General features: G+C 59.9%; 23 protein-coding genes. 15 read left to right on the forward strand and 8 right to left on the reverse strand.

Annotated features, from left to right (window positions below):
- Positions 1-8 precede the first annotated feature (8 nt).
- The 14 genes from WM95_RS24110 to acpT are packed head-to-tail and all read left to right on the forward strand — an operon-like array spanning position 9 to position 12,341.
- The gene (locus WM95_RS24110; protein ID WP_008503082.1) at positions 9-260 is read left to right on the forward strand and encodes an acyl carrier protein; all 252 of its coding nucleotides are present in this window, start codon (positions 9-11) and stop codon (positions 258-260) included.
- A gap of 6 nt (positions 261-266) precedes the next feature.
- The gene (locus WM95_RS24115) at positions 267-854 is read left to right on the forward strand and encodes a hypothetical protein (RefSeq protein ID WP_063408965.1); all 588 of its coding nucleotides are present in this window, start codon (positions 267-269) and stop codon (positions 852-854) included.
- Positions 847-2,208 (forward strand): acyl-CoA synthetase, encoded by a 1,362-nt coding sequence (locus WM95_RS24120; protein ID WP_063408964.1) that lies wholly within the window; start codon positions 847-849, stop codon positions 2,206-2,208. Before WM95_RS24115 ends, WM95_RS24120 begins: the two co-directional genes overlap by 8 nt.
- The gene (locus tag WM95_RS24125; protein ID WP_063408963.1) at positions 2,195-2,548 is read left to right on the forward strand and encodes an ApeI family dehydratase; all 354 of its coding nucleotides are present in this window, start codon (positions 2,195-2,197) and stop codon (positions 2,546-2,548) included. The genes WM95_RS24120 and WM95_RS24125 overlap by 14 nt, the downstream gene beginning before the upstream one ends.
- A complete protein-coding gene (locus tag WM95_RS24130) occupies positions 2,539-4,230 on the forward strand; it encodes a glycosyltransferase family 2 protein (protein ID WP_063408962.1) in 1,692 nt (563 codons plus the stop codon). The genes WM95_RS24125 and WM95_RS24130 overlap by 10 nt, the downstream gene beginning before the upstream one ends.
- A 3-nt stretch (positions 4,231-4,233) precedes the next feature.
- Positions 4,234-4,656: an acyl-CoA thioesterase gene (locus tag WM95_RS24135; RefSeq protein WP_023309526.1), complete on the forward strand. Its 423-nt coding sequence runs from the start codon at positions 4,234-4,236 to the stop codon at positions 4,654-4,656.
- Positions 4,653-5,258 (forward strand): outer membrane lipoprotein carrier protein LolA, encoded by a 606-nt coding sequence (locus WM95_RS24140; protein ID WP_023309527.1) that lies wholly within the window; start codon positions 4,653-4,655, stop codon positions 5,256-5,258. The genes WM95_RS24135 and WM95_RS24140 overlap by 4 nt, the downstream gene beginning before the upstream one ends.
- Positions 5,227-7,551, forward strand: coding sequence for an MMPL family transporter (locus WM95_RS24145; protein ID WP_063408961.1), 2,325 nt, complete (start codon positions 5,227-5,229; stop codon positions 7,549-7,551). The genes WM95_RS24140 and WM95_RS24145 overlap by 32 nt, the downstream gene beginning before the upstream one ends.
- A complete protein-coding gene (locus WM95_RS24150) occupies positions 7,548-8,126 on the forward strand; it encodes a DUF3261 domain-containing protein (RefSeq protein ID WP_063408960.1) in 579 nt (192 codons plus the stop codon). The genes WM95_RS24145 and WM95_RS24150 overlap by 4 nt, the downstream gene beginning before the upstream one ends.
- Position 8,127: 1 nt before the next feature.
- Complete coding sequence (locus WM95_RS24155) at positions 8,128-9,297, forward strand: beta-ketoacyl-[acyl-carrier-protein] synthase family protein (RefSeq protein ID WP_088544990.1); 1,170 nt, start codon at positions 8,128-8,130, stop codon at positions 9,295-9,297.
- Positions 9,294-9,767 (forward strand): ApeP family dehydratase, encoded by a 474-nt coding sequence (locus WM95_RS24160; RefSeq protein WP_063409095.1) that lies wholly within the window; start codon positions 9,294-9,296, stop codon positions 9,765-9,767. The genes WM95_RS24155 and WM95_RS24160 overlap by 4 nt, the downstream gene beginning before the upstream one ends.
- Entirely contained in the window at positions 9,764-10,495 is a 732-nt protein-coding gene (locus WM95_RS24165) for a 3-ketoacyl-ACP reductase FabG2 (RefSeq protein WP_032662188.1), read from the forward strand. Before WM95_RS24160 ends, WM95_RS24165 begins: the two co-directional genes overlap by 4 nt.
- Complete coding sequence (locus tag WM95_RS24170) at positions 10,492-11,721, forward strand: beta-ketoacyl-ACP synthase (protein WP_023309533.1); 1,230 nt, start codon at positions 10,492-10,494, stop codon at positions 11,719-11,721. Before WM95_RS24165 ends, WM95_RS24170 begins: the two co-directional genes overlap by 4 nt.
- 2 nt (positions 11,722-11,723) lie before the next feature.
- The gene (gene acpT, locus WM95_RS24175; protein WP_063409094.1) at positions 11,724-12,341 is read left to right on the forward strand and encodes a 4'-phosphopantetheinyl transferase AcpT; all 618 of its coding nucleotides are present in this window, start codon (positions 11,724-11,726) and stop codon (positions 12,339-12,341) included.
- Here the strand turns inward: acpT and arnF are convergent.
- The 8 genes from arnF to WM95_RS24215 form a co-directional block, all read right to left on the reverse strand.
- Complete coding sequence (gene arnF, locus WM95_RS24180; protein ID WP_063409093.1) at positions 12,289-12,678, reverse strand: 4-amino-4-deoxy-L-arabinose-phosphoundecaprenol flippase subunit ArnF; 390 nt, start codon at positions 12,676-12,678, stop codon at positions 12,289-12,291. The genes acpT and arnF overlap by 53 nt on opposite strands.
- Positions 12,675-13,010 carry a 4-amino-4-deoxy-L-arabinose-phosphoundecaprenol flippase subunit ArnE gene (gene arnE / locus WM95_RS24185; RefSeq protein ID WP_039263049.1) on the reverse strand — a complete coding sequence of 112 codons (336 nt, stop codon included), beginning with the start codon at positions 13,008-13,010 and terminating at the stop codon, positions 12,675-12,677. The genes arnF and arnE overlap by 4 nt, the downstream gene beginning before the upstream one ends.
- Positions 13,010-14,665 carry a lipid IV(A) 4-amino-4-deoxy-L-arabinosyltransferase gene (gene arnT / locus WM95_RS24190; RefSeq protein WP_063409092.1) on the reverse strand — a complete coding sequence of 552 codons (1,656 nt, stop codon included), beginning with the start codon at positions 14,663-14,665 and terminating at the stop codon, positions 13,010-13,012. Before arnT ends, arnE begins: the two co-directional genes overlap by 1 nt.
- Positions 14,662-15,564 carry a 4-deoxy-4-formamido-L-arabinose-phosphoundecaprenol deformylase gene (gene arnD, locus WM95_RS24195; protein ID WP_088544991.1) on the reverse strand — a complete coding sequence of 301 codons (903 nt, stop codon included), beginning with the start codon at positions 15,562-15,564 and terminating at the stop codon, positions 14,662-14,664. Before arnD ends, arnT begins: the two co-directional genes overlap by 4 nt.
- Positions 15,561-17,543 carry a bifunctional UDP-4-amino-4-deoxy-L-arabinose formyltransferase/UDP-glucuronic acid oxidase ArnA gene (gene arnA / locus WM95_RS24200; protein WP_063409091.1) on the reverse strand — a complete coding sequence of 661 codons (1,983 nt, stop codon included), beginning with the start codon at positions 17,541-17,543 and terminating at the stop codon, positions 15,561-15,563. The genes arnD and arnA overlap by 4 nt, the downstream gene beginning before the upstream one ends.
- A complete protein-coding gene (gene arnC, locus WM95_RS24205) occupies positions 17,540-18,523 on the reverse strand; it encodes an undecaprenyl-phosphate 4-deoxy-4-formamido-L-arabinose transferase (protein WP_032667968.1) in 984 nt (327 codons plus the stop codon). The genes arnA and arnC overlap by 4 nt, the downstream gene beginning before the upstream one ends.
- Position 18,524: 1 nt before the next feature.
- Entirely contained in the window at positions 18,525-19,664 is a 1,140-nt protein-coding gene (gene arnB, locus WM95_RS24210; protein WP_063409090.1) for a UDP-4-amino-4-deoxy-L-arabinose aminotransferase, read from the reverse strand.
- 324 nt (positions 19,665-19,988) lie between these two features.
- Complete coding sequence (locus tag WM95_RS24215) at positions 19,989-20,495, reverse strand: phenolic acid decarboxylase (RefSeq protein ID WP_063409089.1); 507 nt, start codon at positions 20,493-20,495, stop codon at positions 19,989-19,991.
- 99 nt (positions 20,496-20,594) lie between these two features.
- Here WM95_RS24215 and WM95_RS24220 point away from each other — a divergent pair, with 99 nt between their 5' ends.
- Positions 20,595-21,476 carry a LysR family transcriptional regulator gene (locus WM95_RS24220; RefSeq protein ID WP_023309542.1) on the forward strand — a complete coding sequence of 294 codons (882 nt, stop codon included), beginning with the start codon at positions 20,595-20,597 and terminating at the stop codon, positions 21,474-21,476.
- The last annotated feature ends 5 nt before the right edge of the window (positions 21,477-21,481 follow it).

A 21,481-nucleotide genomic window follows, 5' to 3' on the forward strand; every position in this document is an offset into this window, starting at 1 on the left:
TGTGAACGATGACTGAACAAGAAACCATTTATCAGGAAGTCTGCGGCCTGCTGACCAGGCTCTTTGAAATCGACCCGCAGGACATTACGCCCGAAGCCCGTCTTTACGAAGACCTGGAGCTGGACAGCATTGACGCGGTGGACATGATTGTTCATCTGCAGAAGAAAACGGGCAAGAAAATCAAGCCGGAAACCTTCAAGTCGGTTCGTACCGTTCAGGATGTGGTAGACGCCGTCGAACAGCTTCTGCGCGAAGAGTAAAACACCGTGCGTGGTGGACGGACGTTGCCGGTTATCCCCCTTCTGACGGGGCTGATGCTGCTGGCGTGGCCCTTCCTGATTGGATTTGGGCTGACGCACAACAGCCTGCAGTGGCTGTTGCCGGTGATGGCGCTGGTATTGCTGCTGCGGCTGCGCCAGGCGCGGCGGAACTCCGGCCCGATGCGGTATGTGGTGCAGTGCGTGGCGCTCGCGGGCATCGCGCTCTGCGCGGCAAGCTACCTGCTGAAAACCCACCAGTGGCTGCTGTTTTACCCTGTGGTCGTCAACCTTGTGATGCTGGCCGTGTTCGGCGGTTCGCTGTGGACCGCGATGCCGCTGGTCGAACGGCTTGCGCGCCTGCGCGAGCCAAACCTGCCCCCGGAGGGCGTGCGCTATACCCGCAAGGTGACCCTCGTCTGGTGCGGCTTTTTCATCGGAAACGGCGCGATGGCGCTGTTCACCGTGCTGCACGGCGACATACATCTGTGGACGCTGTGGAACGGTATGGTGGCTTATATCCTGATGGGGACGCTGATGGCGACAGAGTGGCTGGTGCGCCAGCGGGTGATTAAAAAAGAGATGCACAATGACTAACCCCCTTCCGCTGGGCCAGTGGTTAAATGCGCCCCGCCCTGACGATACGCCCGTTGCCTGGCTTGACGATCGTACCTGGACGCTTGGCCAGCTGCGCCACGACGTGACCTTGCTGGTCGACACCCTGCGTCAGCAGGATGGCGAGCGCTGGGCGCTGTGCTTTGAAAACAGCTACCTGTTTATCGTTGCGCTGCTGGCCTCGCTGCATGCCGGTAAAACGCCGGTCATCCCCGGCCATAGCCGCGTCTCGCAGCTTGAAGAACAGCAGTCGTTGTTTAGCGGCGTTCTGAGCGATCGGACTCTCGGTTTCCATGGCAAGCTGATTGTGGTGGCCTCCAGCCATCAGACGGCTAGCCGCTGGGCGCCCCTGCCGGAGATTGACGAAAGCCGCTTCGTTGAGCTGTTCACCTCCGGCTCCACGGGTACCCCGCGCCGGGTGATTAAGCACATCGTCAGCCTGGATCGCGAAGCCCGTCTGCTGGCTGACCGCTTCGGCGAACGTCTGACCGGCTGTAGCGTTGTCGCCTCGGTCGTACCGCAACACCTGTACGGCCTGACATTCCGCATCGTATTGCCGATGGCGCTGGGGCTGCCGCTGCATGCCGCGATGCTCTACTACGCTGAACAGCTGGCCGCCCTTCCTCATGACAGACATTACCTGTTCATCAGCAGCCCGGCGTTCCTGAAGCGCCTGGATACGGAACTGCCCGCGCCGCCCGTCAGAATGCTGATTTCAGCAGGGGGCATGCTGCCCTGGTGTGACGTTTCCACCACCGCGGGCTGGCTTAACATCTGCCCGGATGAAATTTATGGCAGCACCGAAACCGGGATCCTCGCCTGGCGCCATCGCCAACAGGATAACGTCCCGTGGCTTGCCTTCCCCGGCATTATCTTCCATCAGGAAGATGACGCCTGTCGCGTCACGTCGCCACTGATCCACGAGGCTGAAGGACTCCAGCTGGACGATATCCTGCACTTCGACAGCGAGGGGCTGTTCAGCATCGCCGGTCGTCGCGGGCGGGTGGTCAAAATTGAAGAAAAGCGCATCTCGCTTAACGAGATCGAACGTCGCCTGCTGGAGCTCGACGGCATTTGCGAAGCGGCGGCGCTGCCGGTCACGCGCGGAGGCCGTCAGGGGATTGGCGCCCTGCTGGTGCTGGACGAAGCGGTTCGCCAGCGCGGGTATATGCAGGATAAAAAAGCGCAGGAGTTCGCCTGGCGTCGCGCCCTGCTGCCGTGGCTTGAGCCGGTCGCCGTTCCGCGCTACTGGCGCATTGTCGATGAAATGCCGGTAAACAGTATGAACAAGCGTGTCTATGCGCAGTTAGAGGAGTTATTTCATGAAAACTCCTGAAATTGAGCGCCGCCAGACACAGCCGGAGAAGCTGGAAATCATTTTGCATCTCGACGCGGCGCTGTTCTGGTTTCAGGGCCATTTTGCCGTACAGCCGCTGCTGCCCGGCGTTGCGCAGCTTGACTGGGTGATGCACTACGCCACAACGTTACTGGCGCCGGGCTACCGCTTTCACAGCATTCAAAACGTGAAGTTCCAGGCGCCTCTGCTTCCGGAAACTACGGTGACGCTGGTGCTTGAGTGGCATGCCGAACGTCAGATGCTGACCTTCAGCTACCAGCGTCACGCCGGGGCGGAGCGCCATACCGCCAGCAGCGGGAAAATTCGGCTATGTCAGTAACCTTTCGCCCCTGCGTGCTGATCCCGTGCTACAACCACGGCGCCATGATCGCCCGCGTGCTGTCGCGTCTAGCGCCGTTCGGCCTGCCGTGCCTGGTGGTGGATGACGGCAGCGAAGCGATCACCCGTCAGGAGCTCGAACGCCTTGCGGCAGAACAGCCGCAGATGACGCTGGTCCGTCTGGCACAAAACGCCGGGAAAGGTGCCGCGGTCATCAGGGGGCTGGAGGAGTGCGCGCGCGCGGGCTATACCCACGCCGTGCAGGTGGACGCGGACGGTCAACACGCCATCGAAGATATCCCCAAACTGCTGGCGCTGGCGGAGCGCCACCCGGACGCGCTGATCTCCGGCCAGCCCATTTACGATGATTCCATTCCACGCTCGCGGCTCTACGGACGCTGGGTAACCCACGTCTGGGTGTGGATTGAGACCTTATCCCTGCAGCTTAAAGACAGCATGTGCGGCTTTCGGGTCTACCCGGTCTCGCCCACGCTGCGGCTGGCAGCGCGTGAAACGCTCGGCAAACGGATGGACTTTGACACCGAAGTGATGGTCCGTCTTTACTGGCAGGGCAACACCAGCATCTTTCTGCCCACCCGCGTCACCTATCCGCAGGACGGGTTGTCCCACTTCGACGCGTTAAAAGATAACGTGCGGATCTCCCTGATGCATACCCGGCTGTTCTTCGGCATGCTGCCCCGCATGCCCGGCCTGCTTTTCCGTCGACGCCGCCAGCACTGGGCGCAGCAGGACGAGGTCAAAGGCCTGTGGGGGATGCGCCTGATGCTGCGCGTCTGGAAGCTGATGGGGCGCCGGGCCTTTACCGTGCTGTTGTGGCCGGTAATCGGCGTGTACTGGCTTATCGCGCGTCCGGCGCGCCAGGCCTCGCGGCAGTGGATTGGAAGGGTGAAGCAAGAGCTGCGTCAGCGGAACATGCCCGTTCCCCCGCGGCTCAACAGCTTTTTCCATTTCATGCGCTTCGGCAACGCGATGCTGGATAAAGTCGCCAGCTGGCGCGGTGAGCTGAAGTTTGATCGCGACGTGGTCTTTGCCCCCGGCGCGAGCGAAACGCTTAATATCGCGGCGCCGCAGGGCAAGCTGCTGCTGGCCTCGCATCTTGGCGACGTTGAGGCCTGCCGGGCGCTGGCCCAGCTGGACGGCAGCAAAACTATCACCGCCCTGGTCTTCAGCGAGAACGCCCGGCGCTTTAAGCAAATCATGAGCGAAATGGCGCCCCAGGCGGGCGTGAATTTGATGTCGGTTACCGATATCGGCCCGGACACCGCGATTGCCATCAAAGAGAAGCTTGAGCGGGGAGAATGGGTCGCGATTGTGGGCGACCGCATCGCGGTGAATCCGCAGCGTGGCGGCGAGTGGCGCGTGATCTGGAGTCCGTTCATGGGCCAGCCAGCGCCGTTCCCCCAAGGGCCGTTTATCCTGGCCTCCATCCTGCGCTGCCCGGTGGTGCTGATTTTTGCCCTGCGCCAGCAGGGTAAGCTCGTCCTGCACAGCGAACCGTTTGCCGACCCGCTGCGCCTGCCGCGCGGTGAACGCCAGCAGGCGCTGCAGGATACCGTCGATCGCTACGCGCAGCGGCTGGAGCATTACGCCCTCATGTCGCCGCTCGACTGGTTTAATTTTTTCGATTTCTGGCATCTGCCAGAGTCCAGAGAGAAGGAGTAAAGGGTGCTGACCGATCCCCGCTTTACGACTGAAGTTGAGATCACCGTTCCGTTCCACGACGTCGATATGATGGGCGTGGTCTGGCACGGTAACTATTTCCGCTACTTTGAGATCGCCCGCGAGGCGCTGCTCAATCAGTTTGACTATGGCTATCGCCAGATGAAGGCCTCCGGCTACGTCTGGCCCGTCGTCGATACCCGGGTGAAATACCGCGATGCGGTGACCTTTGAGCAGCGTATTCGCGTCCGCGCGCACGTTGAAGAGTATGAAAACCGCCTGCGCATTGCCTATCAAATTTTCGATGCGCAGACCGGCAAACGCACAACCACCGGTTACACCATCCAGGTGGCGGTGGAAGAAGCCACCCGCGAAATGTGCTTTGTGAGTCCGGCAATACTGTTTGAACGTATGGGAGTAACGCCATGAAATGGTTGCCTTTGCTGGCGCTGATCGTCAGCCCGCTGGTCAGCGCCGTGACGCTGGATGAACTTCAGCAGCGCTTCACCGGGCAGCCCGTCGTGCGCGCGCACTTCGAACAGGTTCGCACCATAAAAGATATGCCGCAGCCGCTGCGCTCGCAGGGCGAGATGCTGATCGCCCGCGACAGCGGCCTGCTGTGGGATCAAAAAGCGCCGTTTCCGATGACGCTCCTGCTGGACGACAAGCGGATGGTTCAGGCCATTAACGGCCAGCCGCCGCAGACCGTCACCGCCGACAATAATCCGCAGATGTTCCAGTTCAACCATCTTCTGCGGGCCCTGTTCCAGGCCGACCGCAGGGTGCTTGAAGAGAACTTCCGCATCGATTTCAAAGACCTGGGCGCGGGCCGCTGGTCGCTGGTGCTTACGCCAAAAACGACGCCGCTGGACAAGATTTTCGCCACCCTCGATCTGGGCGGCGCGACCTATCTGGAGACGATTCGCCTCAACGACAAACAGGGCGACCGTACCGATATCGCCCTTTCACGCCACCAACTGACGCCCGCCAGCCTGACCGATGACGAACGCCAACGCTTTGCCGCACCGTAAATCCCTGCGCCCGGCGCTGCTGTGGGCCACGCTATGCCTGATTCTGCTGGGCGTGCTGCTGTCGCTGCTGCCCGGCGCGCGTCTGAACAGCAGCGTGCTGGCCATGCTGCCGAAGCAGACGCTGGGGGCGATCCCGCCGGCGCTCAACGACGGGTTTATGCAGCGTCTCGACCGCCAGCTGGTCTGGATGGTCAGCCCCGGCAAAGAGCCCGATCCGCGCGTGGCGCAGCAGTGGCTGGCGCTGCTGCAAAGCAGCGATTCGCTCAGCGAGGTCAAAGGCCCAATGGACGCCGCCGGGCAAAAGGCCTGGGGAGAGTTCTTCTGGCAGCACCGAAATGGCCTGATCGATCCCGCCACCCGCGCCCGCCTGCAAAACGGCGGAGAAGCGCAGGCGCAGTGGATTTTATCTCAGCTCTATTCGGCCTTTTCCGGCGTCAGCGGCAAAGAGCTGCAAAACGATCCCCTGATGCTGATGCGCGGCTCGCAGCTCGCTCTGGCGCAAAACGGCCAGAAGCTGCGGCTGATGGACGGCTGGCTGGTCACACAGGATGAGGCGGGAAACTACTGGTATCTGCTGCACGGCGAGCTGGCGGGCTCGTCATTTGATATGCAGCAGACCCACCGGCTCGTGACGACGCTTAACGCGCTGCAGGAGAGGCTAAAAGCGCGTTTCCCGCAGGCGCAGCTGCTTTCCCGCGGAACCGTGTTCTACAGCGATTACGCCAGCCAGCAGGCCAAACGCGACGTCTCGACGCTGGGCATCGCCACCCTGCTTGGCGTGTTCCTGCTCATCGTGGCGGTGTTCCGCTCTCTGCGCCCGCTGCTGCTGAGCGTGCTCTCCATTGCCATCGGCGCGCTGGCGGGTACGGTGGTGACGCTGCTGCTCTTTGGCGAACTGCACCTGATGACGCTGGTGATGAGCATGAGCATCATCGGTATTTCAGCCGACTACACGCTCTACTACCTGACCGAACGGATGGTGCACGGCGCGGAGCATTCCCCCTGGCAAAGCCTGGCGAAAGTGCGCAATGCGCTGCTGCTGGCGCTGCTGACGACCGTCGCCGCCTACCTGATTATGATGCTGGCCCCCTTCCCCGGGATCCGCCAGATGGCAGTGTTCGCCGCCGTCGGGCTGAGCGCCTCCTGCCTGACGGTGATTTTCTGGCATCCGTGGCTGTGCCGGGGTTTACCGGTGCGCCCGGTTCCGCTGATGGTTATCATGCTGCGCTGGCTGGCCGCCTGGCGACGCAATAAAAAACTGTCCGTTGGTTTGCCCGTCGCGCTGGCGCTGCTCTCCGCCGTAGGGATGAGCACCCTGAGGGTGGACGACGACATCGCCCAGCTGCAGGCGCTGCCGAAAGATATTCTGGCGCAGGAGAAGGCCATTACCGCCCTGACCGGACAGAGCGTCGATCAGAAATGGTTTGTGGTTCATGGCGCCTCGCCTCAGCAAACGCTGGAGCGGCTGGAAGCCTTTACCCCGGCGCTGGCACAGGCGCAGAAAGCCGGAGAGATCGTCCGCTGGCGTACGCTGCCGCTGAACTCGCTGGTGCGCCAGAAAAGCGATCTGAAGCTGCTGCGCGAGGCTGCTCCTGCGGTAACGAACGTGCTAAAAAGCGCCGGGCTCAGCGCCGTATCCCCGAACCTCGACGCCATGCCGGTCAGCGTGGACGCGTGGCTTAAAAGCCCGGCCAGCGAAGGCTGGCGTCTGCTCTGGCTGACCCTGCCCAACGGGGAAAGCGGCGTGCTGGTGCCGGTGGACGGCGCGAAAAACAGCGCTTACCTCGGTGAACTGGCCGCGCGCCATGACGGCGTCGTCTGGGTCGATCGCAAAGCCAGCTTTGACAGCCTGTTTGCCCTCTACCGCACGCTGCTGACGGGGCTACTGTTTGCCGCGCTGGCGGTGATTGCCTGCGGGGCGATGCTGCGCCTCGGCTGGCGTAAAGGGCTGATAAGCCTGGTGCCGTCCGTGCTGTCGCTGAGCTGCGGCCTGGCGGTGCTGGCCGCAACGGGCCACCCGGTGAATCTGTTCTCACTGCTGGCGCTGGTACTGGTGCTCGGCATTGGCATTAACTACACGCTGTTTTTCAGCAACCCGCGCGGTACGCCGCTGACCTCCATGCTGGCGATTACGCTGGCCATGATGACCACGCTGCTGACGCTGGGCATGCTCGTCTTCAGCGCCACCCAGGCCATCAGCAGCTTTGGTATCGTGCTGGTAAGCGGTATTTTTACCGCCTTCCTGCTGGCTCCGCTGGCGATGCCGGATAAGAAAGAGAGAAAACGTAAATGAACGCTTTTTATCGCGCCGTTGCGCTGGCCGCGGCGCTGCTGCTGGCAGGCTGCAGCCATTCGACCGATACCAAAGAGACGCGGCCCCAGGCCTGGCTCCAGCCGGGAACTAAAGTTACGCTGCCGCCGCCCGGCATCAGCCCGGCGGTAAGCTCCCAGCAGCTGCTGACAGGCAGCTTTAACGGACAAACGCAGTCCCTGCTGGTGATGCTCAACGCGGATGCGCATAAGGTGACGCTGGCCGGGCTCTCTTCCGTGGGCATTCGCCTGTTCCTGGCGACGTACGATGAGAGCGGTATTCATACCGAGCAGTCGATCGTCGTGCCGCAGCTGCCGCCCGCCAGCCAGGTGCTGGCCGACGTGATGCTCAGCCACTGGCCGATTAGCGCCTGGCAGCCACAGTTGCCGAAGGGCTGGACGTTAACGGACAATGGCGATCGGCGCGAGCTTCGCAACGCCAGCGGCAAGCTGGTGACGGAGATTATCTACCTGCAGCGCAAAGGCAAGCGCGAGCCGATCAGCATCGAGCAACACGTCTTTAAATACCACATCACCATTCAATATCTGGGTGACTGAGATGATTTATATATCCGCTGTTGGCATGGTCAACGCGCTGGGCAACTCGCCTGACGAGATTGCCGCGAACCTGACGGCAGGCGTGGCGCCGGGGATGCACGCCCGGACCGGCTGGCTGCAGGGTTTACCCGAAGCCGTACTGGGCGGCGTGGAAGGCGAGCTTCCGCCCATCCCGGACGCCTTCTCCGCACACCGCACCCGCAATAACCAGCTGCTGCTGGCCGCGCTGGCGCAGATTCAGCCCGCCGTTGACGAGGCCATCGCCCGCGTCGGCCGCGACCGCGTGGCCGTGGTGCTGGGGACCAGCACCTCCGGGCTGGATGAGGGCGATGAGCACGTGCGCCGCATGACCCATGGCGAAGCGAGCACGCGCTGGCAGTATCCGCAGCAGGAGCTTGGCGATCCGTCCCGCTTCCTCGCCAACTGGCTTCAGCTCGAAGGCCCGGCCTATACGATCTCGACGGCCTGCTCTTCCAGCGCGCGGGCGATGATCGGCGGCAAACGTCTGATTGAAGCCGGGCTGGTGGACATCGCCATCGTCGGCGGGGCCGATACCCTGAGCCGGATGCCCGTCAACGGCTTTAACAGCCTTGAATCCTTCTCCCCTACGCTCTGCGAGCCGTTTGGTCGCGACCGCCGGGGGATCACCATCGGTGAAGCCGCCGCGCTGATGGTATTGAGCCGGGAGCCCGCCGACGTGGCGCTGCTCGGAACGGGCGAATCCAGCGATGCGTACCATATTTCCGCTCCGCATCCGCAGGGCGAAGGGGCGATAAGGGCTATCGCGCTGGCGCTTAACGAAGCGGGTATGCAGCCGCAGGATATCGGCTACATCAACCTGCACGGCACGGCCACGCCGCTCAACGATCAGATTGAATCGCAGGTGGTGCACGATCTCTTCGGGGAAAGCGTGCCGTGCAGCTCAACCAAACACCTTACTGGCCATACGCTGGGCGCCGCCGGTATTACCGAAGCGGCCCTGAGCTGGCTGATTCTGACGCGCGATCTGCCGTTGCCGCCGCAGGACTTCGCCCGCTACGCGCCGGACGACACTCTGGCGCCGTGCGGCCTGCTGCACCAGCGCACCGCTCTGAAAAAACCGGTCATTTTGTCTAACTCGTTCGCGTTTGGCGGCAATAACGCCAGCATCCTGCTGGGGAGAGCCTCATGAGCTACTTATCACCCGAAGCCTATTTGCCGCACGAGGCGCCAATGATGCTGCTGGGGTCCGTTGAGAACGTTACGGATGACACGGCGGTCTGCCGCGTGGCCGTCAACGGGCAAAGCGTGCTGGCGCCGTTTCTCAATGCCGATGGCGACCTGCCGGGCTGGTACGCGCTCGAGCTGATGGCGCAGACCGTCGGCGTCTGGTCGGGCTGGCATCGCCAGCAGCAGGGGCAGGAACATATCGCGCTGGGCATGGTGCTCGGCGCGCGCGAGCTGGTCTGCGCCAGCGGGCATTTCGCCGCAGGCCTGACGCTGGACATCACCGTTAAGCTGCTGATGCAGGACGAACGCTTCGGCAGCTTTGAATGCGCGATTTCCGCGAATGAAGAGACGCTGGCCACGGGCCGGGTCAACACCTTCCAGCCGAGCGCAGAAGAATTAACATCGCTTTTTAATCAGGAATCTAACGCATGAGTCGTTCCGTACTGGTCACAGGGGCCAGCAAAGGCATAGGGCGCGCCATTGCCCGCCAGCTCGCCGCCGACGGGTTTACCGTAGGCGTGCATTACCATCGTGATGCCGCAGGCGCGCAGGAGACGCTGGACGCCATCACGCAGGCGGGTGGGAACGGTCGTCTACTCGCCTTTGATGTGGGCAACCGCGAACAGTGCCGCGAGGTGCTGGAGCAGGAGATTGAAGCCCATGGCGCATGGTATGGCGTGGTCAGCAACGCCGGAATTACGCGCGACGGCGCCTTTCCGGCGCTGAGCGAAGACGACTGGGACAGCGTGATCCACACCAATCTCGACAGTTTTTATAACGTCATTCACCCCTGCATTATGCCGATGATTGGCACCCGTAAAGGCGGGCGCATTATCACCTTATCGTCCGTGTCCGGCGTGATGGGCAACCGCGGACAGGTGAACTACAGCGCGGCCAAAGCGGGCATTATCGGCGCCACCAAAGCGCTGGCGATTGAGCTGGCAAAACGCAAAATCACCGTCAACTGCATTGCTCCGGGCCTGATTGATACCGGCATGATTGAGATGGAAGAAGCCGCCCTGAAGGAAGCCATGTCCATCATCCCAATGAAACGTATGGGCCAGGCTGAAGAGGTCGCCGGGCTGGCAAGCTATCTGATGTCGGATATCGCGGGCTATGTTACCCGCCAGGTCATTTCCATTAACGGAGGAATGCTATGACGCGTCGCGTGGTGATCACGGGCATGGGCGGCGTGACCGCCTTTGGCGAAAACTGGCATTCCGTGTCCAGCAGGCTGCTGGCGTATGAAAACGCGGTGCGTAAAATGCCGGAATGGCAGGTGTATGATGGCCTGCACACCCTGCTGGGCGCGCCGATCGACGATTTCTCGCTGCCGGAACACTACACCCGCAAGCGTATTCGCGCCATGGGCCGCGTGTCGTTGATGTCGACCCGCGCCACCGAGCTGGCGCTGGAGCAGGCGGGGCTGATTGGCGAAGCGGTGCTCACCAACGGTCAAACCGGTATCGCCTACGGTTCTTCGACAGGCAGCACCGGTCCGGTCAGCGAATTCGCGACCATGCTCACCGAAAAGCACACCAATAACATCACCGGGACAACCTACGTCCAGATGATGCCGCACACTACGGCGGTGAATACCGGCCTGTTCTTTGGACTACGCGGCCGCGTCATCCCGACCTCAAGCGCCTGTACCTCCGGCAGCCAGGCGATTGGCTACGCCTGGGAGGCCATTCGCCACGGGTATCAGACCGTGATGGTCGCGGGGGGCGCGGAAGAGCTGTGTCCGTCTGAAGCGGCGGTATTTGATACGCTGTTCGCCACCAGCCAGCGCAATGACGCCCCTAAGCACACCCCGTCGCCATTTGATACGCAGCGCGATGGTCTGGTGATTGGGGAAGGCGCAGGCACCCTGATTCTGGAAGAGCTCGAGCACGCAAAAGCGCGCGGGGCCACGATCTACGGCGAAATCGTGGGCTTTGCCACTAACTGCGACGCGGCCCATATCACCCAGCCTCAGCGTGAAACCATGCAGATTTGCATGGAGCAGTCGCTGTCCATGGCGGGATTAAGCGCCCGGGATATGGGGTATATCTCCGCGCACGGTACCGCCACCGATCGCGGCGATATCGCCGAAAGCCTGGCCACCGCCGCTATCTATGGTGACAGCGTGCCGGTTTCCTCGCTGAAGAGCTATTTTGGCCATACGCTGGGTGCCTGCGGCGCGCTGGAAGCGTGGATGAGCCTGCAGATGATGCGTGAAGGCTGGTTTGCCCCGACGCTCAATTTAACGCAGCCGGATGAGCAATGCGGTGCTTTAGATTATATTATGGGAGAAGCCCGTCAGATTGACTGCGAGTATCTGCAGAGCAATAACTTCGCGTTTGGCGGCATCAACACCTCGATTATCATTAAACGCTGGGCGTAACTATGTACCAGTTTGTACTGGGAAAAATCTCCACTCTTTGCGCGGACCCGATGGCGTCAGCGCTCGCAGACAGGGCGCCTCAGGGTGCCCGACAGGCCTCCTGGCTGGCCGGGAGGACGCTGCTCGCCAGAACGTTATCCCCTCGCCCGCTCCCCGACATCATTTACGGCGAGCAGGGCAAACCGGCCTTTGCGAAGGGTCATCCGCTGTGGTTCAACCTGAGCCACAGCGGTGACGATATTGCCCTGCTGATGAGCGATGAAGGTGAAGTCGGCTGCGATATCGAAGTGATTCGCCCGAGGAAGAACTGGCAGGCGCTGGCTAATGCGGTATTCAGCATGACCGAGCATGACGAGCTGGAGCGTGAAGTGCCCGAGGAACGGCTTTCCGCGTTCTGGCGTATCTGGACGCGGAAAGAAGCGATTGTGAAACAGCGTGGCGGCAGCGCATGGCAGATTGTCAGCATCGACAGCACGGCGCAGGCGCACGCGGTCAGCCAGCTACAGGTCGGCTCGCTGAGCCTTGCCGTCTGCACATCGACCCCTTACACCCTGACCCACGAGTCGATTATTCACCTCGGGACGTTCGGGGCAGAAAAATCGCTAACACGCCCAGAATAATAAACCCGACGCCCACCAGCCCGTGCCAGGAGAAGCGCTCCCCCCAGCCAGGCAGCAGGATCGCGGCGCCCCACACCAGAATATAGCTGAGGCTCAGCAGGGCATAGGCTTTGCTGAGCGCCATACGGTGCAGCGCCAGATACCAGCAGCCCATGGACGCCACATACCCCGTCAACCCCAGCAGCAGCGCGCCCGTGCCGGACGAGAAGTGCCACAGCGCGGAAACAAACACCAGGATCTCACTGACCGGTGGCAGTGCCTGCATGGCATTGCGCAGCAGCAGCTGCGCCGCGCTGACTAACAGCACGCTGCATAAGGCCCAGAATGCACCCTTCACAGGCTCCCTCCCAGGATAACAATCCCAATGATGATGAACCCTACCCCCAGCCAGTGATGCGCAGCAACGTGCTCACGCCAGAACGCCTTCGCCGCCAGCGTCACCCAGACAAAATTGAGGCTCAGCATAGGATAGGCAATACCGACAGGCAGGCGTTGCAGCACCACCAGCCAGACCAGCATCCCGCTGCCCAGCGCCAGCAGTGCCAGGCCAAGCCACAGCGCGATGTGCGCCCCGCGCCGCCCGGCTTTCGCCGGACGGGTGGCCTGTTTCTGGCACAGCTGTCCCGCGCAGCTGAGCAGGCTTGCCAGTATCAGCCAGATCCAGGTCATCACTTCGGCAGATACTCCAGCAGGGCCAGACGCCCCTGAATATACAGGCTGTCCGGTTTCGGCAGATTTGCGCGCGCGATTTCATCGTGTTTTGACAGAAGAATCACCAGCGATACGCGCCCCTGCTGACGATGCTCCGCCAGCCACTGCGCGAAGTCATCTTTATCAACATAACGATCTTTCGCATCGGGATAATCCAGTCCGTAGCGCAGTTCGCCGCTTTGATCGAACATCGTGATGTCATTGCGCTTCAGCTCCCACGCCAGGCCCGCGGCCACGCCAACGTTATTGGCCAGCACGAATCGGCTTTCCTGAAGCGGCTCGCGCACGGTATCGACCAGCGACTGCGGCTGTTTGGAATCCACCACCAGGTTCGGAATGGCAAAACCAATCAGCAGCGCCAGCCCTGCAGGGCACAGTGCCGCCAGCCACCAGCGCTGCTGGCTCTGTCTGAACGTAAACCAGCCTACCGCGGCCCAGATGAGGAACGCCACCACCGCACAGAAGACTTTATACAGTTCAACCGACGTCCAGACCGGATGCTTCGACAGTCCCCACGGCGAGACCACCAGCGCCGCCACCACGCCGATAACGCCAAACGCCAGGTTAATCCCGCCGTTAATGCGTAACGCTCTGGCACCTTTTTCCGCCGCGAGGCAGGCATAGCGCGCCATCAGGATAGCCAGCGGGGCAAAGCAGGGCAGGATATAGGTCGGCAGCTTGCCTTTGGCGATGCTGAAGAACAGCAGCGGCATCACCACCCAACCCAGCAGATAGAACCCGCCACCCGCGTTTTGTCGGTCATTCCAGCCAAGACGAATCGCGCCGGGCAAAAGTGCCAGCCACGGCAGGCTGCCCGCAATCAGGAACGGTATGTAGTACCAGAACGGGGCTTTATGCTGCGCGTCGCTCTGGGCAAAACGCTGAATATGCTCAACCCAAAAGAAGTAACGCCAGAAGTCAGGCTCACGCTGCGCAATGGCCAGCCCCCACGGCAGAACAATCAGCACGCAGCTCAGGATCGCGAGCCAGCCAAAAATCAGCACCTCTTTCCAGCGCTTCTGGGCGATCACCCACGGCAGCACGCCAATCACCGGAACGGCCAGCGCCAGGAAGCCTTTGGTCATCACCCCCATCCCGCAGGCCAGCCCAAGCAGCACATAGCCACCCGCTTTTCCGGAAACGGTTTGGGCCTGTGATGCCAGCCAGAAGCTGCACATCGCCGCCACCAGCCACAGGGTGATTATAGGATCCAGCACCGCATACGTGCCGATGCCATACACCAGGAACAGGGTCAGGAAGATAAGACCGGAGAAAATAGCGGTCCGCTTATCTCGCCAGAGACGCCATGCTATCCAGATGACCAGCAGCGCGGCTAAGCCGGTAGAAAAGATAGACCCGGCGCGCACGGCGAGGTTCGTGTGCCCGAACAGCAACTGCCCGATGCTGTTGATCCAGTAGCCAGCAATCGGTTTTTCAAAGTAACGCAGCCCCAGAAAATGCGGGACTACCCAGTCTCCGGATGCCAGCATTTCGCGGCTGATTTCCGCATAGCGCGTTTCATCAGGCTGCCAGAGCAGACGGACATCGACCGGAATGAGGTAGTAAACGATAAACAGTGCGAGAAGCGCTAAGCCATAACGGGCTGTTTTCATGGGACCGGACTCACGGTTTGTTGATAGCCAAGCCAGCCTTCCCGGCCAGCCATTTCATTACGGACGACTTTGCCCACGGGCAGGGTGCTGAGGTCGTCCGGCAGCAGCTCGCTCAACGGGCAAAATTCATTGCCCTCCTGAGCGGCCATCGTCAGCAGTTCATCGAAATCATGCTGATACGCAATCCCTTCCACTTCGGCATGGATGGTATACACCGGCGTGCCGGCGTCACGATGGATGCGGTCCAGAATGTAGCGATTGAACTCATCCGCCTTCACCTCGCGCCCGACCACTTCATCCCAGGTGGGAAGCGTGACCGGAATTTGCACCGTTCCGTAGCGATTTTCGCCTAACAGCGGCAAAAATGGTCCGGTTCCGCGGCAGTCGCTGTTGTAGCGAAACGCAAAGGCTTCTTTGGCCTTCACGACGCGCTGATCCGCACGCCATCCCGCCACGGCGGAGCAGCGCACGGGCTGACCGGTAATGGCCTCCAGCTCCAGCATCCCACGCTCGACCTCACGGGACAGGCGCGGGATATCCCAGACTCCCGCCCAGGCTTGCCAGGCATGGTGGTCCCAGGCGTGCAGACCCACCTCATGATGCTGCGCCGCCTCGCGGATAACGGCTTCATTACCCGCGCCGATACGTCTGCCGGGCCAGGCGGTGCCTGCCAGCAAAATATCCCAGCCGTAGAGGGATGCTGCGCGCGAGCGCAGCATTTTGAACAGAAATGCCGGTTTAATCAGACGCCATAAATGGCGTCCCATGTTGTCAGGCCCCACGCTGAAGAAAATGCTGGAACGCACATCGTGTTTGTTCAGCAGTTCCAGCAGTTTGGGTACGCCGTCACGCGTTCCCCTGAAGGTGTCGACATCAATGCGTAAACCGACTTTTTTCATGAGGCCTGTTCCGAAAGCTCCACGGTGCGCAGGAAGAAATCGAGCGTTTCGTCAATGGTCTGCTCCATCTTCACCGTCGGCGTCCAGTGGAGGCAGCGCTTCGCGTTGCGAATGCTTGGCTTACGGTGCTCAACGTCCTGGTAGCCCTTACCATAGTAGCTGCTGCTTTCCACTTCGCGGAAGCCGGCAAACGGCGGGAACTTGTCGCGCAGCGGATGGCGCTCAAAGCTGGCCAGCAGCATCTCTGCCAGCTCGCGAATGCTCGCTTCGTTGTCCGGGTTACCGATGTTGATGATTTCACCGTTGCAGCGGTTATCTTTGTTTTCGATGATGCGGAACAGCGCTTCGATACCGTCGCTGATATCCGTAAAGCAGCGTTTCTGTTTCCCGCCTTCGATAAGCTTAATTGGCGAGCCTTCTACCAGGTTCAGGATCAGCTGGGTGATCGCACGGGAGCTGCCGATACGCGCCGCGTTGAGGTTATCCAGACGCGGGCCCATCCAGTTGAACGGACGGAACAGGGTAAAGCGCAGGCCTTCTTTCTCACCGTAGGCCCAAATCACGCGGTCCAGCAGCTGTTTGGAGACGGAGTAAATCCAGCGCTGTTTGTTGATCGGCCCGACCACCAGGTTGGAGGTGTCTTCATCGAAGTTCTTATCGGTACACATGCCGTACACTTCAGACGTGGACGGGAAGATGATGCGCTTGTCGTATTTCACGCAGTCGCGGATGATCTTCAGGTTCTCTTCGAAGTCCAGCTCGAACACGCGCAGCGGGTTACGGGTGTATTCGATTGGCGTGGCAATGGCGACCAGCGGCAGCACCACGTCGCATTTTTTAATGTGGTATTCAATCCACTCGGAATGGATGCTGATGTCCCCTTCCACGAAGTGGAAACGCGGGTTGTCGAGGAAACGGCTGATGGCATCCGCGCCGATATCCAGACCGTAAATCTCGTAGTTGTCGTCTTTAAGCAGACGTTCCGTCAGGTGGTTACCGATAAAGCCGTTCACGCCGAGGATCAGCACGCGGGTACGGCGCTTGATGGCAACCACCGGCGCGCTGGTAATCAGCGCCCCGGCCACCAGACCCAGAGACTGCGCCAGCTGCGTGCCCTGAACGTACAGGCCGTTGTCGGTTTGTCCGGTGACGATCTCCAGCGCCTGCTCGCCGCAGCTCACAATCAGCGGAGAGACAGAGACGACGGTGCCCGGTTTGGCAGCCGGAATATCGTCACGCACGCGGGATTTCCAGACGATAAATTTGCTTACGCCCGCAAAGCTGTACGCGCCCGGCCACGGGTCGGTCACGGCGCGCACCAGGTTGTGCAGCTGGCGGGCAGGCTTATTCCAGTCCAGACGACCATCTTCCGGCGCGCGGCGGCCAAAGCAGCTTGCCTTGCTCTCATCCTGCGCGGTCTCGCTGAAGGTGCCGTTGAGGATGCCTGGAAGTGCATCACGCAGCAGCGTCTGCGCCGTCGCATTCAGCTTTTGATGCAGCTGCAGCGCCGTTTCGTCCGCATCAATAGCGACCTTCTGCTGTGCCACGATAGCGCCCGCGTCCGCACGGCGCACCATGCGGTGCAGCGTTACGCCCGTTTCCGTTTCACCGTTCACCAGCACCCAGTTCAGCGGCGCGCGGCCGCGGTAGGCGGGCAGCAGAGAACCATGAAGATTAAAGGCGCCTTTTGCGGCCAGACCTAAGATCTCGTCGGAAAGCAGGCTGCGATAGTAGAACGAGAAGATTACGTCAGGCGCGAGCGCGCGGATGCGTTCCACCCACAGCGGATGGTTTACATCGTCCGGTGCATAAACCGGGATCCCGCGCTCGGCGGCGATACGCGCCACGGAGCCAAAAAAGTTATTCTCTCCGGCCGTGTCCGGATGGGTAAAGATTGCCGCAATGTCATAGCCCGCTTCCAGCAGGGCCAGCGTGCCCGTGCACCCCATATCGTGATAGGCAAATACAACAGCTTTCATGGGTGAATTTCCTCTTGAGATGCTTTGTGTTCCTGACGGACAACACGTTGAATAAAGTAGCGCGGACGCGCGCGAACATCGTTATAGATACGGCCAATGTATTCACCGAGAAGGCCCATCCCGACAAACTGGGCGCCGATGAACATAAACAGCACGGCAAAGAGCATGAAGACCCCTTCCGCCGCCCACTGCGGGCCAAAGACCAGGCGCAGCACCACCAGCAGAACGGACAGCGCAAAACCGGCCACGGCGATGATGCTGCCGAACACGCTCAGCAGACGCAGCGGCGTGGTGGTCAGGCAGGTGATGAGGTCATACATCAGGTTGATGAGACGCATAAAGCTGTACTTCGATTCCCCGTGCTCGCGCTCGGCGTGCAGAACCGGAATTTCCGTTGCCTTGCGGGCAAAGGTGTTGGCGAGGATCGGAATAAAGGTGCTGCGCTCATGGCAGTGCAGCATCGCGTCGACAATGTGGCGGCGGTAGGCGCGCAGCATGCAGCCGTAATCGCCCATCGCTTTACCGGTCGTGCGCTGGATAAGGCGGTTGATGGTGCGTGAGGCCAGCTTGCGGAACAGACTGTCCTGACGGTTCTGACGTACCGTGCCGACCACGTCATAGCCTTCATCGGCTTTGGCGACCAGACGCGGGATCTCTTCCGGCGGGTTTTGCAGGTCAGCGTCCAGGGTGATGATCAGATCGCCCGTGACATGGCTAAACCCCGCCATAATCGCCGAGTGCTGGCCGTAGTTGCGGTTGAGCAGCACGGCAACAATATGGCTGCCTTCGGCCTGCGCGGCCTCGGTCAGCATCAGCGCGGAATGATCGCTACTGCCATCATCTACCAGCAGAATTTCATAAGCCTTGCCCATCGTGTCGCAGGCGGCGGTTGTACGGCGGATCAGTTCGGGCAGGCTCTCCTGCTCGTTATAAACCGGGATTACCACGGAAACTTTTTGTACAGGCGGTGCACTGAACATATCAATGTCCTGCAAGCTGATGGAGTGCGGTAATGACGCGGGTTGTGTCGTCATGAGTCATATCCGGGAAAAGAGGGAGAGAACAAATACGCGCGCTATTCCATTCAGAATTCGGGAGCGATACATCAGGAAAACGCTCGCGGTAGTATTTTTGGGTGTGTGCCGCGCGGAAGTGGAGGCCGGTACCGATGCCTTTCTCTTTCAGCGCCGCCATCAGGTTGTCGCGTGAGATCCCGCAGCGCGCTTCGTCAACGCGAATAATAAACAGGTGCCAGGCGTGCACGTGCGGCCATGACGGAATGGTGAGCGGCTGGAACGCCGTATCGGCAAGCTCACGCAGGTAGCGTTCAGCAATTTCCTGGCGGCGCCTGTTAGCCTCTTTCAGCTTGCCTAACTGCACCAGCGCCAGCGCGGCGTTGATGTCCGCCAGATTGTATTTATAGCCCGGCGCGATCACTTCCGCCTGCGGCGCGCGGCCGTGCGTCTGGCGGTCATAGGCATCTACGCCCAGGCCATGGAATTTCAGGCTGCGGATCCGCTGTGCCAGCTGGGCATTATCCGTGACGACTAAGCCGCCTTCCGCGCAGGTCATATTTTTAATGGCGTGGAAGGAAAAAATCGCCGTTCCTTTCCAGCCCACATGACGGTTCTTGTAGTACGTTCCGGCGGCATGGGCCGCATCTTCAATAACCGGAATACCGTGACGTTCGCCGATGGCATGAATGGCGTCGATTTCACACGGCGCGCCGGCATAATGAACGGGGATAATGGCTTTGGTACGCGGGGTAATGGCGGCTTCAACGGCTTCTGGCGTCACCATTAATGTATCTTTGTCCACATCAATCATGACCGGCGTGGCACCCAGCAACACGATCATATTCAGCGTGGAGACCCAGGTCTGGGAAGGGGTAATGACTTCATCGCCCGGGCCAATATCCAGCGCCATCAGCGTGACGTGCATACCCGCGGTGGCTGAACAGACGGCAATCGCATGCTGATTCCCGGTAAGTTGACAGAATGCCTCTTCAAGTTCCTGATTCTTAGGCCCAGTGGTGATCCAGCCGGAGGTTAAAACCTCCTGCAACGCCGCTAATTCCTCATGACCCATCGACGGGCGGGAAAAAGGCAAAAAATCACTCATCATTAATTTCCTTGCAATAAGAATGGCACGCGCTTGATATTACCCAATTACTTTTTCGTTTATTTCAACGAACCATAAACTCATATCAAGGTATCGTTCATTTCTTAGGGAAAAATTAAGATGTGTATTGCAGAGGTAACAAAACCAATTACATCTCATTTATAAACAATGATTTAGATAATTATGAATTATTTATTTCGTGATCCAACTCAATTTTTACAAGATGTAATTTTTAAACCAAGCATAAACAAACAAAAAAAATCCCGGTTATTTCTGTAAAAGAAGAAATAACCGGGAACTTTTCTTTTTAGTTAATTGTCGCGCTTATTTTAAGTTATCTGGAAAATTTTTCGGTAACTCGCTGGCCGCGCAGGCAATCACGCTTTCATCATTGGCGCCGCAGTCGCGAACAAAGGTGATCGTAGCAAATTCATCAATCACTTCGGTTGGATACGCCGGGCCCGCATCGCGATAGCTGTTCATCAGCGGAATATGATCGTTCTGGAAGCAGACGGTTTTTTCCGGATTGTTCATGACCCAGCGCGGGAAGAAGATGGTGCCGTGGAACAGTTTGTCGCCCAGGTTCACAATCAGGCTGACGTCGGTGCCGGTTGGCTCGGTCCAGGAAATTTTATAGATGCTCTCCCCTACCCGCACGATGTAAGCCTGCTGATCTTTCACCCAACGGTTGGCTACCAGACCGCTGTGAATACGGTAATCAAGCGTGGTCTCATTTTTTACGTAAATCTCGTAGTTCCAGCCGTTATCGTAGGTATATACAAGATGTTTACCAACAAAGCCGCTCAAGTCGTGTTTGTCGAAGGTGTTCATAAAATGTCTCCTTTGTTTTGATGAGAAGATTGTACCCCTTCAAAAAATGAATAAATAACGCTATATTTTAATCAAACTCATCCAAATTTTAGATAAATCATGCATAAGACGACGCTTGAACAATGGTCTTTACTGGAAAAGGTAGTTGAGGCGGGCAGCTTTGCCAGAGCGGCGGAAGAAACGCACCGCAGCCAGTCCTCGGTGAGCTATAACCTGTCGCTGCTGCAGGAGCGACTCGGCGTGGCGCTCCTGGTCCCGGAGGGGCGACGGGCGGTGTTAACCCCGGCCGGAGAGCTTCTTCTCAACCAGGTTAAACCGCTGCTGAAAGCGTTTTCGTACGTTGAGACGCGCGCAGCGACCCTTCGCAACGGGATGCGCACGCGGTTGGATCTGGTGGTGGACTCCATTTTCCCGCGCCGCCGCCTGTTCGCTATTCTTCGTCAGTTCCAGCAGCAGTATCCGCAGACTCAGGTACGTCTGACCGAGGTGCTGGAAAATACCCGCGCCGACGCCATTAACGACGAAGCCGATGTGATGGTCTTAACCCGCCGCCAGGACATTACCGGGCTCGGCGAATGGCTGATGAATATCGACTTTGTTGCCGTGGCCCATTCCCGGCATCCCCTGTTTCACCTCGACGCGCCGCTCAATGATGAGATGCTGCGCCCGTGGCCGCTCATCCAGATTGCGGACAGCCAGCCCGCCGCGCGTGCTGCCGGCGAGTCGTGGACCTTCTCCACCATCGATGCCGCCATAGAGGCCGTCGTCTCTCAGGTCGGCTACGGCTGGCTGCCGGAGGAACGCATCCAGACCCAGCTGGATCAGGGTGTACTAAAACGCCTGCCGCTGAGCCACGGCGCGCGCAGGGCAACGCCGCTACACCTGATTGTTAAGCGTTCCCTCGCCCCGCTTGATGAACAGGTTGAGACGCTATTGCGCCTTTTTAGCCAGGAGCCGTCATCCTCACCTGCTACGCTTTAAGGTCC

This window comes from Enterobacter cloacae complex sp. ECNIH7 (assembly GCF_002208095.1).
Lineage (GTDB): Bacteria > Pseudomonadota > Gammaproteobacteria > Enterobacterales > Enterobacteriaceae > Enterobacter > Enterobacter cloacae_M.